The sequence below is a fragment of the Superficieibacter electus genome, from assembly GCF_002915575.1.
GTDB classification, from domain to species: Bacteria; Pseudomonadota; Gammaproteobacteria; order Enterobacterales; family Enterobacteriaceae; genus Superficieibacter; species Superficieibacter electus.
Genome location: NZ_PQGD01000015.1, coordinates 15,873 through 30,824, shown reverse-complemented (window position 1 = coordinate 30,824; position 14,952 = coordinate 15,873). Strand labels below are relative to the sequence as shown.

Below are 14,952 nucleotides of genomic sequence, written 5' to 3'. Positions count from 1 at the left end.
TTAATAAAAGGCCGAACGCAGGTTCAGGCCGTAATTGCGCGTAGTTTACCTTAGTGAGAACGCTCTGACACGAGGTAAGCATTCTCAGATGTGCGCTAATGCATATAATTTTAACGGCTATTTGTCGTTTGCTCAATCTATACGCAAAGAAGTTTAGATGTCCAGATGTATTGACGTCCATTATGACAATGTTTACTCTGGTGGCTGATTTTTCACAGACCTTGCCAGGATGATTCCCTATGACGCGTAAACAGGCCACCATCGCAGTGCGTAGCGGGTTAAATGATGACGAGCAATATGGCTGCGTTGTCCCGCCGATCCATCTTTCCAGCACCTATAACTTCACCGGCTTTAATGAGCCGCGCGCGCATGATTATTCCCGTCGCGGTAATCCTACACGCGATGTCGTGCAGCGCGCGCTGGCCGAGCTGGAGGGTGGCGCGGGTGCGGTGCTGACTAATACCGGTATGTCGGCCATTCTTCTGGTGACCACGGTGTTTCTCAAGCCTGGCGACCTGCTGGTGGCACCACACGACTGTTACGGTGGCAGCTATCGTCTGTTCGACAGTCTGGCAAAACGCGGATGTTATCGGGTTCTGTTTGTCGATCAGGGCGATGAAAAGGCGTTACTGGCGGCGCTGGCCGAAAAACCGAAGCTGGTATTAGTCGAAAGTCCAAGTAATCCATTGTTGCGCGTCGTGGATATTGCGAAAATCTGTCAACTGGCGCGTGAAGCTGGCGCGGTGAGCGTGGTAGATAACACCTTCCTGAGTCCGGCGCTGCAAAATCCGCTGGCGCTGGGAGCCGATCTGGTGTTGCATTCATGTACTAAATACCTGAACGGCCATTCGGACGTGGTGGCGGGTGTGGTTATTGCCAAAGATCCTGAACTTGTCACCGAACTGGCATGGTGGGCGAATAATATTGGCGTGACCGGCGGGGCGTTTGACAGCTATCTGCTGCTGCGCGGCCTGCGCACGCTTTCACCGCGCATGGAAGTGGCCCAGCGCAACGCGCAGGCGATTGTTGACTACCTGAAAACCCAGCCGCTGGTGAAAAAGCTGTATCATCCGTCGCTGCCGGAAAATCAGGGGCATGAGATTGCGGCACGCCAGCAGAAAGGATTTGGGGCGATGCTGAGTTTTGAACTGGATGGCGATGAGCAAACACTGCGTCGCTTCTTAAGCGGGCTGTCACTGTTTACGCTGGCGGAGTCTTTAGGTGGGGTTGAAAGTTTGATCTCCCACGCTGCCACCATGACGCACGCGGGTATGGCACCGGAAGCGCGTGCCGCCGCCGGCATCTCCGAGACGCTGTTACGTATCTCAACCGGCATTGAAGATGGTGAAGATTTAATTGCCGATCTGGAAAATGGCTTCCGGATCGCATCGAAGGGGTAAACATGAGTGTGATAGCGCAGGCAGGGGCGAAGGGTCGTCAACTGCATAAATTTGGTGGCAGTAGTCTGGCAGATGTGAAGTGTTACCTGCGTGTCGCGGGCATTATGGCGGAGTATTCGCAGCCTGGCGATATGATGGTTGTCTCTGCGGCAGGCAGCACCACCAACCAGTTGATTAGCTGGCTGAAGCTCAGCCAGACCGATCGCCTCTCTGCGCATCAGGTCCAGCAGTCGTTACGTCGTTATCAGAGCGAACTGATTAGCGGCTTGCTACCTGCTGAGGCTGCGGATGGTTTAATCAGCGCCTTTATCCACGATCTTGAACGTCTGGCAGGGTTGCTGGACAGCGGTATTACCGATGCCGTATATGCAGAAGTGGTCGGGCATGGTGAGATCTGGTCGGCCCGACTGATGTCGGCGGTGCTGAATCGCCAGGGGCTGGACGCCGCCTGGCTCGATGCGCGCGCGTTCCTGCGTGCCGAACGCGCTGCCCAGCCGCAGGTCGATGAAGGTTTATCTTATCCCCTGCTACAGCAGTTGCTGGTTCAGCATCCGAATAAGCGTCTGGTGGTGACTGGTTTTATCAGCCGCAATAACACCGGTGAAACCGTGCTGCTGGGCCGCAACGGTTCCGACTATTCTGCTACCCAAATCGGCGCGCTGGCGGGCGTGTCCCGCGTCACCATCTGGAGCGACGTGGCCGGCGTTTACAGCGCCGACCCGCGTAAAGTTAAAGATGCCTGCCTGTTGCCGCTGCTGCGTCTGGATGAGGCCAGTGAACTGGCGCGTCTGGCGGCACCGGTGCTGCATACCCGCACGCTCCAGCCGGTTTCCGGCAGCGATATCGATTTACAGTTACGCTGTAGCTACACGCCGGATCAAGGTTCTACCCGTATTGAGCGGGTGCTGGCCTCTGGTACCGGTGCGCGGATTGTGACCAGCCATGATGATGTCTGCCTGATTGAGTTTCAGGTGCCCGCCAGCCAGGACTTTAAACTGGCGCATAAAGAGATAGAGCAATTGCTGAAACGCGCGCAGGTGCGTCCGCTGGCGGTCGGCGTACATAACGATCGTCATCTGTTGCAGTTCTGCTATACCTCGGAAGTGGCTGATAGCGCCCTGAAAATTCTCGACGAAGCGGGCTTGCCGGGCGAGTTGCGCCTGCGGCAGGGACTGGTGCTGGTGGCGATGGTGGGTGCGGGCGTCAGCCGTAACGCGCTGCACTGCCACCGTTTCTGGCAGCAACTGAAAGGACAGCCGGTGGAGTTTACCTGGCAGTCGGAAGAGGGGATAAGCCTGGTGGCCGTTTTGCGTACCGGCCCGACCGAAAGCCTGATCCAGGGTCTGCACCAGTCTATCTTCCGTGCGGAAAAACGCATTGGCCTGATGCTGTTCGGCAAAGGCAATATTGGTTCCCGCTGGCTGGAACTTTTCGCCCGCGAGCAAAGCACGCTTTCGGCGCGTACCGGCTTTGAATTTGTGCTGGCGGGCGTGGTGGACAGCCGCCGCAGCCTGCTGAACTACGAGGGGCTGGACGCCAGTCGTGCGCTGGCATTCTTTAACGATGAAGCGGTCGAGCAGGATGAAGAATCGCTGTTCCTGTGGATGCGCGCCCATCCGTACGACGATTTAGTGGTGCTCGACGTGACCGCCAGCGAGCAACTGGCCGATCAGTATCTGGATTTCGCCAGCCACGGCTTCCACGTGATCAGCGCCAATAAGCTGGCCGGTGCCAGTAGCAGTAATAAATACCGTCAAATCCACGACGCGTTTGAAAAAACCGGTCGTCACTGGCTGTACAACGCCACCGTTGGTGCGGGCCTGCCTATCAACCATACGGTGCGCGATTTGATCGACAGCGGCGATACTATCCTGTCGATCAGCGGGATCTTCTCCGGCACGTTGTCCTGGCTGTTCCTGCAATTTGACGGTACCGTGCCGTTTACCGATCTGGTTGATCAGGCGTGGCAGCAGGGATTAACGGAACCCGATCCGCGTGTTGATCTCTCGGGTAAGGATGTGATGCGCAAGCTGGTGATCCTGGCGCGCGAAGCGGGCTACAACATCGAACCGGATCAGGTCCGCGTGGAGTCGCTGGTGCCGTCGCATTGCGAAGAGGGTTCGGTAGATCATTTCTTTGAGAATGGCGACGAACTCAACGATCAGATGGTGCAGCGGCTGGAAGCGGCCCGTGAAATGGGACTGGTGCTGCGCTACGTGGCGCGTTTCGACGCCAATGGCAAGGCGCGCGTTGGCGTTGAAGCAGTCCGTCCGGAGCACCCGCTGGCGGCGCTGCTGCCGTGCGATAACGTCTTTGCCATTGAAAGCCGCTGGTATCGTGATAACCCGTTGGTGATCCGTGGGCCAGGGGCGGGCCGTGATGTTACCGCCGGGGCGATTCAGTCAGATATTAACCGGCTGGCGCAACTGCTGTAGTTTTTTGCCGGATGGCGCTGCGCTTATCCGGCCTACAGTTCGTGTGTAACGCAGGCCGGATGAAATGCGTAAGCATCGACATCCGGCATAATTACCGTTTCTCAATGAAGGCGTTGTATTTATCTGCCAGCGATCTTATCGCCTGAAACACCGAATGGGCAGAGTAACGGGGGCTTTGCTGAAATTCCGTCTGTTGTTGTAACCAGGCGAGAAAATGGTGGCCTGCCGCCAGTGTGATTGACGCCCCTTTTTCAACCTGACCCTCTGTTAACAAACACACCATTTTACGCGTGTTGCCTTGTTGCCATATTTGCCACTGATTTTGCCACCACCCCTGCCAGGTATTACCCAGCAATTGCCAGGGCAGTGTGCGTTTATCGTTATTGATCTCTTCATCAATAAACCAAAGCGAGGCGTGATGATGGCAAAACTGTTCCGCCCATGCGGTAATCACTGCCCCGCGCAGAAAACATTCGTGGGCAATAATGTGCGTTTTTACCTCTGGCCAGAGGCGGCTCAGTATGCGGAAATGTCCGTGCGCGGCAATCACCGGGCGTAAAATAGCGCCGTTGGCGTTCCGTTTGAGCATGGCACTGCCGTACTGGATTTCATCAAACTGGCTGCGGCGTAAAAACTGGGTTTCGCGCTGACTTACTCGCTCAATAATATCGTCATGAATTACAGGTGGCTCAGCGTTGTCACGCCAGCGGTAAAGCAATGATGAACCCACTGGATGAGGCGTGAAGTTGCTGGAAATATGCAGAACTTTACCGCGAATAGCGTCAAAACTGAGTAACACATAGAGTTGCTGATCTGAACTGACGCCCTGAAAAGGAACGATCAGGGGGATCGTCGCGATTTGTGCTGGCGGAACGAGGGCGGTGAGCGCTGGCTGCTTTGGTGTCCAGACCTTTTTGCAGCCCTGGCACTGAACGCGCTGGCTGCCCCGGGGATTATGCCCATAGCGGATGGTTTCCCGCTGATAACACCGTGGGCAAAAATAACCACTATTGGCTGCGAAATCCGCTAAATATACCGACAACCAGCGACGAAACTGTTCCTCGTTAAACAGCGGAGGATAGCTGCCGCATGCCCGGCAATGCAGGGCGGCATAACCCAACCGATACTCTGGCCAGCTGTAATCGGGTGAGCTCGCCAGCCCAAGATTCTGGCAGCCAAAGGACTTACAGCAATTGATGGTGAACAGTGACGTCATCGTATTACCAACGATTTTCAATGGTCGTTGATTTTGGCCCGTAACTATCACCGGTAGATGTGAGTTTTCTCACATAAAAAAACCTTTCAGAACGTAACGTAGCGATTCTTTATATGACTGAAAGGGATTGATTATGAAGTTAAAAATGCTTGCTGTCGGTGTTATGGTCTCTTTGCCGCTCTGGGCCAGTGCCAAAGATGTCACGATTATCTATACCAACGATCTCCACGCTCATGTTGAACCTTATAAAGTCCCATGGATTGCCAATGGCACACGTGACATTGGCGGTTGGGCTAATATCACGACGATGGTGAAACAGGCGAAAGTGAAAAATAGCGCCACCTGGTTTTTTGATGCTGGCGATTATTTTACCGGGCCGTATATCAGCAGCCTGACCAGGGGCAAGGCGATTATCGATATCATGAACACTATGAATTTTGATGCTGTCACCATGGGTAATCATGAATTCGATCACGGTTGGGACAATACGCTGCTGCAACTGAGTCAGGCGAAATTCCCCATTGTGCAGGGCAACATCTTTTATCAAAACAGCAGCAAAATGTTCTGGGATAAGCCCTGGACCATCATTGAGAAAGATGGCGTGAAGATTGGCGTGATTGGCCTGCACGGCGTGTTTGCTTTTGATGATACGGTTTCCGCTGCGACACGTGTCGGTATCGAGGCGCGTGATGAAGTGAAGTGGTTGCAGCGCTATATCGATGAGCTTAAAGGTAAAGTCGACCTCACCGTAGCGCTGATCCATGAAGGCACGCCAGCGCGTCAGTCCAGTCTGGGGGGCACTGATGTCCGCCGTGCGCTGGATAAAGACATCCAGACGGCAAGTCAGGTGAAGGGGCTGGACATCCTGATCACCGGCCATGCTCATGTCGGTACGCCGGAGCCGATTAAAGTCGGTAATACCCTGATTCTTTCTACCGACAGCGGCGGTATTGATGTGGGTAAACTGGTGCTGGATTATCAGCAGAAACCGCATCAATTTACCGTGAAGAACTTCGAGCTGAAGACCATTTTTGCTGATGAGTGGCAGCCAGACCCGCAGACTAAGCAGGTCATTGATGGCTGGAATAAAAAGCTCGATAAAGTGGTACAACAGACGGTCGCCAACTCCCCGGTTGAGCTGACGCGTGCTTACGGTGAATCTTCTTCGTTAGGGAATCTGGCGGCAGATGCGTTGCTGGCGGCGGCGGGTAAAGATACCCAGTTAGCGCTTACTAACTCAGGAGGCATCCGTAATGAAATCCCGGCGGGAGCCATTACCATGGGCGCAGTCATTAGCACCTTCCCGTTCCCGAACGAGCTGGCAACCATGGATCTCACCGGTAAGCAGTTGCGTAGCCTGATGGAACACGGCGCGGGTTTAAGCAACGGTGTATTGCAGGTGTCAAAAGGGCTGGAAATGAAGTATGACAGCAGTAAACCGGTCGGCCAGCGGGTCACCGTATTGACGTTAAACGGCAAACCGATTGAGGATGCCACGGTTTATCACATTGCCACCAATAGCTTCCTGGCTGACGGCGGTGATGGTTTTACGGCCTTTACCGAAGGTAAAGCGCGTAACACATCCGGAGGCTACTATATCTCTAATGCTGTAGTTGATTATTTCAAAGCGGGAAATCCGCTGACGGATGAGCAGCTGAAAGGCATGCGCGTGGAAGATGTGAAACGGTAGTGAGGCCAGGCCAGCAGACAATCCGCTGGCCGCGATGTCACCGCCGGGGCGATTCAGTCAGATATTAACCGGCTGGCACAACTGTTGCAGTTTTGGTTGCCGGATGACGGCGTGAATGCCTCATCCGGCTGACCATTAAATTTTATTCCCGGCACCGCTTGCAATCAGTTGGTTCATCTTTGCCTGGATAATTGCCGCTCCGACGGGCGGCAGCAGTAGCGCCCAGAATAATACCCAGCCCGTTGATATACCCGCATTCTCGTTGCGCTCCGCCAGCAAAGTACGCAGTTCGTCGCTGAGCGTGACACACAACATTGCGGAACTCAATGGGGCGAGTATTGACAGCCATCCCGCGCCACACGCGGTCATTAGCCGGGAAGAGGGAGAGACAAAATGCATTTCCCGGTGAATTCTGGCAAACCAGAAAATTATATAGAATGGGATTACCGCTGCCAGCAATGCCACTATAACAGAATCGGCCTGCTCAGGTTTTTGGGTCGACGAATTTCTTGTGGGCGGCGGGGCATAGAATAACGCTTTTTCATCGGCAGCAACGGTAGTAATGCGACGACCGTAAGGATCGTAATTATTGTCGGCAGATGCTGTGATGCCGGGGCCGCGAGAAAGGACAAACTGATGCTTGAGACGAGTTTAATTATAAAGGCGCAAAAAACGAATGCGATGGCAAATACTTCTATACTGCTGGTCGCTCCGGCAAGCAGTATGGGTATCAGTAACGTGCTTGCTCCATGGCCTGTGGCAGTGAGAAATTGTCCTGCGGTGAGCCAGTAGCTATTGGATATGTCATCGACAAGCCAGGATAATCCTGTTCCTGAAAGTAATAATAAGGCAATAACATAGAGCGAGTACCTATTTTTAATTCGACAGAGAAACCAGGTCAGGATCATGCCAACTAAAAATCCAAACTGGTTAAAAATAATAGTGACTCCTATATTTTTAGTAGACATTTGCAAAGAGGTGGACCAGAAATATGCGGAAAACGAGAGGTTCAACGTGCAGCTTAACGACACCAGCGAAAAGAAAAAAATGATGCCCCAGAAGCGATAACTGCTCAACAGGTCCGCCCTGGTCCATTTATGATCCGCCATCCCTGGTAAAGATATGTTCATTTTATTAACTCCATTAATGAATAAATTGTCTGAGGGCGCTACAGGCGAATAATGCGGCGGTAAGTGGTATAATCACCGCCGATATTCTCCAGAAAATCTAGCTCATCCGTGTGTTTATCATAGCCTTTGTAATATGTCGCCACGGGCAGGAATCCCAGCACGATTCCGTAACCGCCGCAAAGATTGCAGCCACCGTCGCCAGCTTTCAGCAGGGTATTGCGGTCGTTGACGATTTCATAGCGATAAGGATCGAACGCAATTTTTAAGCCAAAATGATTCGGCCAGTTAATATCCCAGGTGGTTGGTTCATCGGACGTAAACCAGGGCATTTTTATTCGGTAGTCAAAACTATTGCCCCAGCGCCAGAGCGTCCGGGAACCGCCGCCGCACAAATATTCCCACTCATCTTCCGTGGGGAGGGCGAAACCGTCTTGCCGCATATCGGTAATGAGTTGCTGAAACTTATTTCTTCGTAAATTTCCGCGCGTAGCTCCCCGGCAACATATTGCAATTTTAATTGCTCATTGAGTTTATGTGTGCCGGGGTGAGGCGGTTCTGCCATGAAGTCATGTAAAAATCCGGCGAGTGACGCATTTTCTGTTATGCGCGGATCAGTGAGGGAGATGGCCTTCCAGCCAATATGTTCGTGCACCTCTCTTTCCGCCAGCATAGGCGAAACGGTTGCCGTTCTGACAGGTGTGCAGGTGTCATTGAGGAATGTATCAAGCTCCGGCCCGGAGAGCGCAAGAGCCGTTTCCATTTCCTGCCGGGTCTTCTCATCCATTTCGCTGGATGAGCTATTCCAGCCCAATGTGACAGTATCGCCGGGAACAAAAACGAATTCCCTGCCGTCCTTATAGCGGAATACACCAGTTTCGCTCTCCTGACCGAATGCGCTGAAATGCTGCATACGTACAAAATGGAAATCGGTTAAATGCCATAGCGTTGCTTTGAGAAGCGTTTCTTTGTCCTGTGTGCTCAGCGCATCGTACCGGGCGCGATTTTTGAGCGTCATAACGTGTCCTGTTACTGTATCAAACAGCAATTTTTACCCGCCAAAGGGTACTCGACTTAATTTTTTCAGTCCAGTTTTCCATTGGCTGACAATCGTCCGCCGGATCTTCAGACAACGATATATACCCGTCATACTTCGGGCTGCATCTTTGTTGGCTGCGCCTGCGCTTACCCTGGTCATGTACTGATGTACGCATCCCGGGGATGCGCTTTGTTGCCGCCGCGATGCAACTCGAATTATTTTGGGTATAGTGGCACTTCGTTTTTTCTATTGACGACCGTCAATTTTTCCGTCATTTTTACATCTGGACGTCTAAACGGATAGATGTTCGAAACACAACAATAATGACACGCGATTGATGAGGTAAGGTATGAGCTTTTTTCACGCCAACCAGCGGGAAGCGCTGAATCAGAGCCTGGCCGAAGTCCAGGGCCGGATTAATGTTTCGTTTGAGTTTTTCCCGCCGCGCACCAGTGAAATGGAGCAAACCCTGTGGGCCTCTATCGATCGTCTGAGCAGCCTGAAGCCGAAATTTGTTTCCGTGACCTACGGGGCAAATTCTGGCGAGCGCGATCGCACACATAGTATTATTAAAGATATTAAAGAGCGCACCGGGCTGATTGCCGCACCGCATCTGACCTGTATTGACGCCTCACGTAACGAACTGCGGGCGATTGCTCAGGATTACTGGAATAACGGCATCCGCCAGATTGTGGCGCTGCGGGGCGATTTACCGCCCGATGGTGGCAGGCCGGATATGTATGCTGCCGATCTGGTAGCACTGCTAAAAGAGGTGGCCGATTTCGATATCTCCGTGGCCGCTTACCCGGAAGTTCATCCGGAAGCGAAAAGCGCGCAGGCAGATTTGCTGAACCTGAAACGCAAAATCGACGCCGGGGCAAACCGTGCCATTACCCAGTTCTTTTTCGATGTTGAGAGCTATCTACGCTTTCGCGATCGCTGTGCTTCAACTGGCATTGACGTTGAGATTGTGCCGGGTATTCTGCCGGTGTCGAACTTTAAGCAGGCGAAAAAGTTTGCTGATATGACTAACGTGCGTATCCCGGCATGGATGTCTCAGATGTTTAACGGTCTGGATAACGACGCCGAAACTCGTAAGCTGGTCGGTGCCAATATTGCCATGGATATGGTGAAGATTCTCAGCCGCGAAGGGGTGAAGGATTTCCACTTCTATACGCTGAACCGCGCGGAAATGAGCTACGCCATCTGCCATACGCTGGGCGTGCGTCCGGCGGAATAACCGGGCAGCTTGTACCGCCCGGTCAAGAGGTTAACGTGCTTTATTCGCCATGATCTCAATGATTTGCCGGTCGGTTTGCTGCATAGCCTGACAGGCCAGGGCGCACAGGTTGGCAATAGACTGCTCAACATCATGCGCCACGATCCCCTCATTGCCGGTCACGGCGGTGTTATCCAGTGCCATCAGTACCGCCTTCCATGCCGCCGACGCGCTGGTGGACACTTTCATTGCACAGCTATTCGATGCGCCATCACAAATCATACCGCTGACATCGCCGATCATATTGCCGATCGCCATGGCGATGGTTTCATAACGCCCGTCCGCCAGCCACGCCATTCCTGCTGCCGCGCCCATCGACGCTGTGGTGGCTGCACATAGTGCCGATAGTTTTGGCAACTGATGATGAATGTAAATTGCGCTCAGGTGCGAGAGCATCAGCGCCCGCGCCAGCTTTTCATCATCAGCGTTAAAATGTTCCGCCACGACCATCACCGGTAGGGTGGCGGCGATACCCTGATTGCCGGAGCCGGAGTTGCTCATGGCGGGTAGCGCGGCTCCTCCCATGCGGGCGTCCGAGGCGGCACTGGTACGAATAACAATCTCAGCAGAAAGATCGTCAGCCATCAGCCCGCGAACGCACTGTTTTTTCAGCGTTGCGCCAATGTGTAGTCCCCACTGGCCGCTCAGCCCTTCCTGTGACAGTGCACCATTCAGACGCGCAGCCTCAAGAATAAAGTGAATATGCGCCAGCGGCACCAGATTCACAAAGCGCAAAATATCGGCCAGAGAGGCGCTGGAGAGCGCAGCAAGCGGCGAGGATAGCGCACCATCCTGCGGTTGCTCGTCAAGCGTAAACAGACTGCCGTTCTGGTTTTCGATGGCGACGATACGTGTATGGCCGCCGACGATCGTGGTGCTGACCCATGCATCGCCGTGCCAGACTTTAACGCGGGAGTACAGGATATCTTCACAGGGTTCCTGAATCAGTATGCGCACCTTGCCCGCCGCCAGCATTGCTTTGGCAGTGGAGATGGACTGTGGTGACGCCTCTTTTAACACTTCCAGCCCCGCGTCTGCATTGCCTCCCAGTGCCCCCAGCGCGGCGGCAATAGGCAGACCAACCATTCCGGTTCCAGGTACGGTAACACCCATGCCATTTTTCATCAGGTTCGGTGAAACCCAGGCTTCAATGTATTCTGGCGTTCCTTCCAGTTTAGCGGCGGCTGTGGCGGCAGCCAGCGCCAGTGAGATGGGCTCGGTACAGCCAAGCGCGGGCTTTACCTCTTCACGCACCGCGTCAATAAAACGGTCCCATAGTGGGTTCATTGTTGATTCAAACATAGCCATAACCTTTTACAAACACATCAGGAGAACGCAAGGAACGGAGAGACGCATAGCAGCAGGCCAGTAATGATAATAATGACCAGTGCGACGCCTTTATATTTATGCAGGGCTGGAACCTGGTAGACCAGCCATGCAGGGATTAAACAGCCCACCAGACCAAATATCGGGCTGCAAATAGAGGTAAATCTCAACACCGGCGCATTAAGCACGATAGCGCTCCATGCCAGTAAAATGGCGAACAGCATAATGCTGCGTTGTACCGCTTTTTCGTTGATACGATCCGCCGGATATTTACGCCGCAGCATGTTCATCACGATGCCCTGAGTCGCCTCGCGAAATCCCAGATAGACGCCAAAAAAAGCGGTCATCACGGCAAAAATATTGAGGATCACGCTGACAATTTTCACCCAGCCTGCGCCCGCACCGCTGATAAATTGTGCGGCAATCGCCAGCGCTGAAATATTCTGCGCCTGCGCTTTCACCGCTTCGTCATGGCCCATCGCAAGGGTAAATGACACTGCGTAAAAAAAGACGGTGACAAATAAAATGCCAAAAGCAATATTCATCGCCCGCAGCGCTTTATAGCGTGCCACCTCAATGGATTTCTCCCGTGAGCGATAAGAGATCACCATCGGGCTTAATGTCTGAATAAATAAAATGGAGGTCAGCGTAAACGGCAGCGTGATGATCGCGTTCTTAATTAACAACCCCAGCGGCGGCAACGCCCCGATGTTATACAGATGCCACATGCCGACCATTGCCACGCCAAGCGCCGCCACAACCAGTAGCTTAGTCAGCACCATGCCGGTAGAGATTTTGAACAGCAGTTTTTCGCCGCGAGAAGAAATAGCGACCAGAATACAAATCAGGACCAGACCGTAAAAAGGATTATCAGAAAGCAGTTCATCCGTTACCCCGAAGGTTTGCAGGTAGGAGGCACTGTCGTTGGTGATAGCGGTGGAATAAACAAACATCCAGATAACCAGCATCACAAAATAAAGCGCGCCCAATAAAATGCCCCAGTTTTTCCCCAGATAGCCGCTAATGACGCTGGGGTAATCTTTACATTCCGGGGACTCTGCAAGGGTATTGATAAACAAGCGCTGAAAAAGATACATCGCCGGATAGCCGATTACCGAGGACAACAGGAATACCCATAAGCCCATCAGCCCGACCTGAACGGGTAAAAAGACAATACCTGCACCGATCGCCATCCCGATACTCATAATGACCCAGCCGGTGTCGATGCTGTCGAATTTTGTCGCTTCGCGCCATTCCTGCGCTGTCATGTTAGCCCGAAGACCTGAAGCGGATGTTTCCTTAATAATGCTGTTTTTATTAACGGTTTCCATAACGTTTCGCTCAAAAGAATAAGAGGTATTTTTGTTTCTCTTACCGCGAAAGGAGGCGCGATGCGCGGCAGGGTATGAGCAGGCGCTTTCTTAGAATGCGGAAATCATACGCGGGCAGGAGGAGAAAAATTTCACTAATCGGCCAATGTGTTGCTATTTTTTTAGAAAAATAAGCCACAAATAGAGGTTTATAAGGAAAGGTATTCTGTCATTACTGTATGTGGGAGGCTGATCACACTTTCCTGCTGGGCGGAAAGGCCGTCCTGGAGCAGGACAGCCCAATACCCCGCTACTGATTACCCGGCAGATCGCCAAACGGCAGCGAATCGTAATCAATCAGTGCCTTTTTCTTATAGGGATTACCAATCCAGCGCGTCGCTTCAACAAATTGCGGACTGACGATTGAACGCGTCGCGTCGTAGCCGTCATAGCGTAACCCCGCTAAATCCGACCAGGTATGAATCAGCTCAGAACTGCTGTATTTGCGGTTCACATCGGCGGAGACATCGCGCGGATGCGTCGCCTGCCATTTTTCTGAGGTCCAGAGCAGGAAGGGGATGGTGTACATGTGGCGCGTCGGACTTTCTTCGTTACGCCCCTGGGTGTGATGCGGTGGCGTGTCGTACACCTCCTCACCGTGATCTGAAAAGTAGAGCAGAAAACCGTTGGGATCGGTCGCTTTATAATCGTTAATCAGGCTGGCGACGACATGGTCGTTATAGCGGTTTGCATTGTCATAATCATTGTAGGCTTCCTGCTCCTCTGCGCTTAAACCCGGCGGTAGATCGTCGGTTTTACCGTCGAAGGTGCCTTCATTCGCCGGATAGCGGTATTTGTATTTAATATGCGTTCCCAGCAAATGGACGATAATAAATTTCTTCGGCGCAGGATCGGCCATCACCGCTTTAAACGGCTCCAGCACGTTGGTGTCATATTCGCGCGCGCTCTGCATCCGCTCCTGGTTCATATAGAACTGCTTATCGGTTTGCTTTGAGAATACCGTCAGCATGGTATTACGTGCGGTCAACGTCTGCTGATTGGTGATCCAGAACGTTTTATAGCCAGCCTGCTTCATCATATTCATCAGCGAGGGCTGCGTCAGATACCGGTCGGGATGTTGTTCATCGGCGAAAGTCAGCGCCTGTTGCAGAATTTCAATGGTGTAAGGCCGTGAAGTGACGACATTATTGAAGACGCTAAGCTGATGGTCGGTTTTATGCAGCGCATCCAGCTCCGGCGTGGTTTCCCGCGGATATCCGTACAGACTCATGTGGCCACGCTGAGTGGATTCACCAATCACCAGCACCAGCGTGCGCGGCGCATTACCTGAGCTGTCCTGTAAGTTTTTCAGCGGGGGGAGGGCGTTGTTTTTGTCCAGCAAACGATTCAGGCTATCCAGTTGCCGACGGTATTGATAGTAGCCAGTGACGAACTGCCACGGTGCAGCAGGCTCCAGACGCGTAGAAAGCGAAGCCACAGAGCGCCCGAACGATTTGTCTTTCATCAGCATGTTGCTGGCAACAGGATGAAGGATAAGCGCATACAGCAGGGCAAAAGAGGCTACCCAGCGCCAGGGACGGGGAATATATATCGGACGCAGACGTGACCACAGAAGGACGGTTACCACGGTATAGATGGTCGCCACCAGCACCAGCTTCAGGCTGAAATACTGACTGAAATATTCACTGGCTTCGCTGGCGTTGGTTTCAAACATCACAAACAACACGCTTTGCGAGAACTCCTGGCCATAAATCACGTAGTAGCTGAGCACGGCGAGGGATGAGGCCCACAATACCACGCCGATAAGTGCGGCAATGATTCGGGTGCGTTGCGGAAAGAGAAAAAGCGGTAGCAGCCACAGCGTGCTGAACAGCAGCGAGTCACGCAAGCCGTTAGTGCCGCTAAAACCGCTAAACGTGATGACGGCCTGTAGCGCCGTGGAGAAAAAGCAAAAATAGAGTAACGCCCAGCCAAGGGCCTTCCAGCTGAACATCTGCTCAGGCTGGGAATGTGCGGAAGACATACGTTTGACCTGTAAAAATTTTTACCGGCAAGCGTAGCGGCCGAACATTAAGCCAACCTTAAATTTTGTATGACATATCGGATAAG

The 14,952-nt window shown here is 52.9% G+C and carries 12 protein-coding genes and 1 pseudogene; 5 read left to right on the top strand and 8 right to left on the bottom strand.

Going from position 1 to position 14,952, the window contains the following annotated elements:
- Positions 1-239 precede the first annotated feature (239 nt).
- Positions 240-1,400 (top strand): cystathionine gamma-synthase, encoded by a 1,161-nt coding sequence (gene metB / locus CHU32_RS18205; RefSeq protein WP_103676860.1) that lies wholly within the window; start codon positions 240-242, stop codon positions 1,398-1,400.
- 2 nt (positions 1,401-1,402) lie between these two features.
- Positions 1,403-3,835: a bifunctional aspartate kinase/homoserine dehydrogenase II gene (gene metL / locus CHU32_RS18200; protein WP_103676861.1), complete on the top strand. Its 2,433-nt coding sequence runs from the start codon at positions 1,403-1,405 to the stop codon at positions 3,833-3,835.
- A gap of 91 nt (positions 3,836-3,926) precedes the next feature.
- Here metL and CHU32_RS18195 read toward each other — a convergent pair whose 3' ends face one another.
- Positions 3,927-5,051 (bottom strand): cytoplasmic protein, encoded by a 1,125-nt coding sequence (locus CHU32_RS18195; protein ID WP_103676889.1) that lies wholly within the window; start codon positions 5,049-5,051, stop codon positions 3,927-3,929.
- A gap of 133 nt (positions 5,052-5,184) precedes the next feature.
- Here CHU32_RS18195 and CHU32_RS18190 point away from each other — a divergent pair, with 133 nt between their 5' ends.
- Together CHU32_RS18190 and CHU32_RS28950 are read left to right on the top strand one after the other, a co-directional pair.
- Positions 5,185-6,741: a bifunctional metallophosphatase/5'-nucleotidase gene (locus CHU32_RS18190; RefSeq protein WP_103676862.1), complete on the top strand. Its 1,557-nt coding sequence runs from the start codon at positions 5,185-5,187 to the stop codon at positions 6,739-6,741.
- 24 nt (positions 6,742-6,765) lie between these two features.
- Positions 6,766-6,873, top strand: a pseudogene (locus CHU32_RS28950) (hypothetical protein); the annotation flags it as partial.
- A 3-nt stretch (positions 6,874-6,876) separates the two neighbouring features.
- Here CHU32_RS28950 and CHU32_RS28620 read toward each other — a convergent pair.
- From CHU32_RS28620 to CHU32_RS18175, 4 genes are all read right to left on the bottom strand, one after another.
- Positions 6,877-7,056: a hypothetical protein gene (locus CHU32_RS28620; protein ID WP_103676863.1), complete on the bottom strand. Its 180-nt coding sequence runs from the start codon at positions 7,054-7,056 to the stop codon at positions 6,877-6,879.
- Between the two features lie 149 nt (positions 7,057-7,205).
- The gene (locus tag CHU32_RS28055; protein ID WP_245880238.1) at positions 7,206-7,871 is read right to left on the bottom strand and encodes an MFS transporter; all 666 of its coding nucleotides are present in this window, start codon (positions 7,869-7,871) and stop codon (positions 7,206-7,208) included.
- 38 nt (positions 7,872-7,909) lie between these two features.
- Entirely contained in the window at positions 7,910-8,200 is a 291-nt protein-coding gene (locus tag CHU32_RS28615) for a hypothetical protein (RefSeq protein WP_245880237.1), read from the bottom strand.
- 2 nt (positions 8,201-8,202) lie between these two features.
- Positions 8,203-8,886: a hypothetical protein gene (locus CHU32_RS18175; RefSeq protein ID WP_245880236.1), complete on the bottom strand. Its 684-nt coding sequence runs from the start codon at positions 8,884-8,886 to the stop codon at positions 8,203-8,205.
- A gap of 370 nt (positions 8,887-9,256) precedes the next feature.
- Between CHU32_RS18175 and metF the strand changes: the two genes are divergently transcribed.
- Positions 9,257-10,147 carry a methylenetetrahydrofolate reductase gene (metF, locus tag CHU32_RS18170; protein ID WP_103676864.1) on the top strand — a complete coding sequence of 297 codons (891 nt, stop codon included), beginning with the start codon at positions 9,257-9,259 and terminating at the stop codon, positions 10,145-10,147.
- Between the two features lie 30 nt (positions 10,148-10,177).
- On the opposite strand, the gene CHU32_RS18165 is transcribed toward metF, so the two are convergent.
- The 3 genes from CHU32_RS18165 to CHU32_RS18155 all read right to left on the bottom strand — a co-directional run bounded on the left by CHU32_RS18165 (position 10,178) and on the right by CHU32_RS18155 (position 14,866).
- Positions 10,178-11,488 carry an L-cysteine desulfidase family protein gene (locus CHU32_RS18165; protein ID WP_103676865.1) on the bottom strand — a complete coding sequence of 437 codons (1,311 nt, stop codon included), beginning with the start codon at positions 11,486-11,488 and terminating at the stop codon, positions 10,178-10,180.
- Between the two features lie 23 nt (positions 11,489-11,511).
- Positions 11,512-12,843, bottom strand: a complete 1,332-nt coding sequence (locus tag CHU32_RS18160) for an SLC5/6 family protein (protein WP_103676866.1) — start codon at positions 12,841-12,843, stop codon at positions 11,512-11,514.
- A gap of 289 nt (positions 12,844-13,132) precedes the next feature.
- Positions 13,133-14,866, bottom strand: coding sequence for a phosphoethanolamine transferase CptA (locus CHU32_RS18155; protein ID WP_103676867.1), 1,734 nt, complete (start codon positions 14,864-14,866; stop codon positions 13,133-13,135).
- Positions 14,867-14,952: the final 86 nt, after the last annotated feature.

Coding starts and splice junctions, on each gene's coding strand:
- CHU32_RS18175 (WP_245880236.1), bottom strand. CDS start 8,886: ATGACGCTCAAAAATCGCGCCCGGTACGATGCGCTGAGCACACAGGAC.
- CHU32_RS28055 (WP_245880238.1), bottom strand. CDS start 7,871: ATGAACATATCTTTACCAGGGATGGCGGATCATAAATGGACCAGGGCG.
- CHU32_RS18160 (WP_103676866.1), bottom strand. CDS start 12,843: ATGGAAACCGTTAATAAAAACAGCATTATTAAGGAAACATCCGCTTCA.
- CHU32_RS18190 (WP_103676862.1), top strand. CDS start 5,185: ATGAAGTTAAAAATGCTTGCTGTCGGTGTTATGGTCTCTTTGCCGCTC.
- metL (WP_103676861.1), top strand. CDS start 1,403: ATGAGTGTGATAGCGCAGGCAGGGGCGAAGGGTCGTCAACTGCATAAA.
- metB (WP_103676860.1), top strand. CDS start 240: ATGACGCGTAAACAGGCCACCATCGCAGTGCGTAGCGGGTTAAATGAT.
- CHU32_RS28615 (WP_245880237.1), bottom strand. CDS start 8,200: ATGCCCTGGTTTACGTCCGATGAACCAACCACCTGGGATATTAACTGG.
- CHU32_RS18195 (WP_103676889.1), bottom strand. CDS start 5,051: ATGACGTCACTGTTCACCATCAATTGCTGTAAGTCCTTTGGCTGCCAG.
- CHU32_RS28620 (WP_103676863.1), bottom strand. CDS start 7,056: ATGTTGTGTGTCACGCTCAGCGACGAACTGCGTACTTTGCTGGCGGAG.
- CHU32_RS18155 (WP_103676867.1), bottom strand. CDS start 14,866: ATGTCTTCCGCACATTCCCAGCCTGAGCAGATGTTCAGCTGGAAGGCC.
- CHU32_RS18165 (WP_103676865.1), bottom strand. CDS start 11,488: ATGTTTGAATCAACAATGAACCCACTATGGGACCGTTTTATTGACGCG.
- metF (WP_103676864.1), top strand. CDS start 9,257: ATGAGCTTTTTTCACGCCAACCAGCGGGAAGCGCTGAATCAGAGCCTG.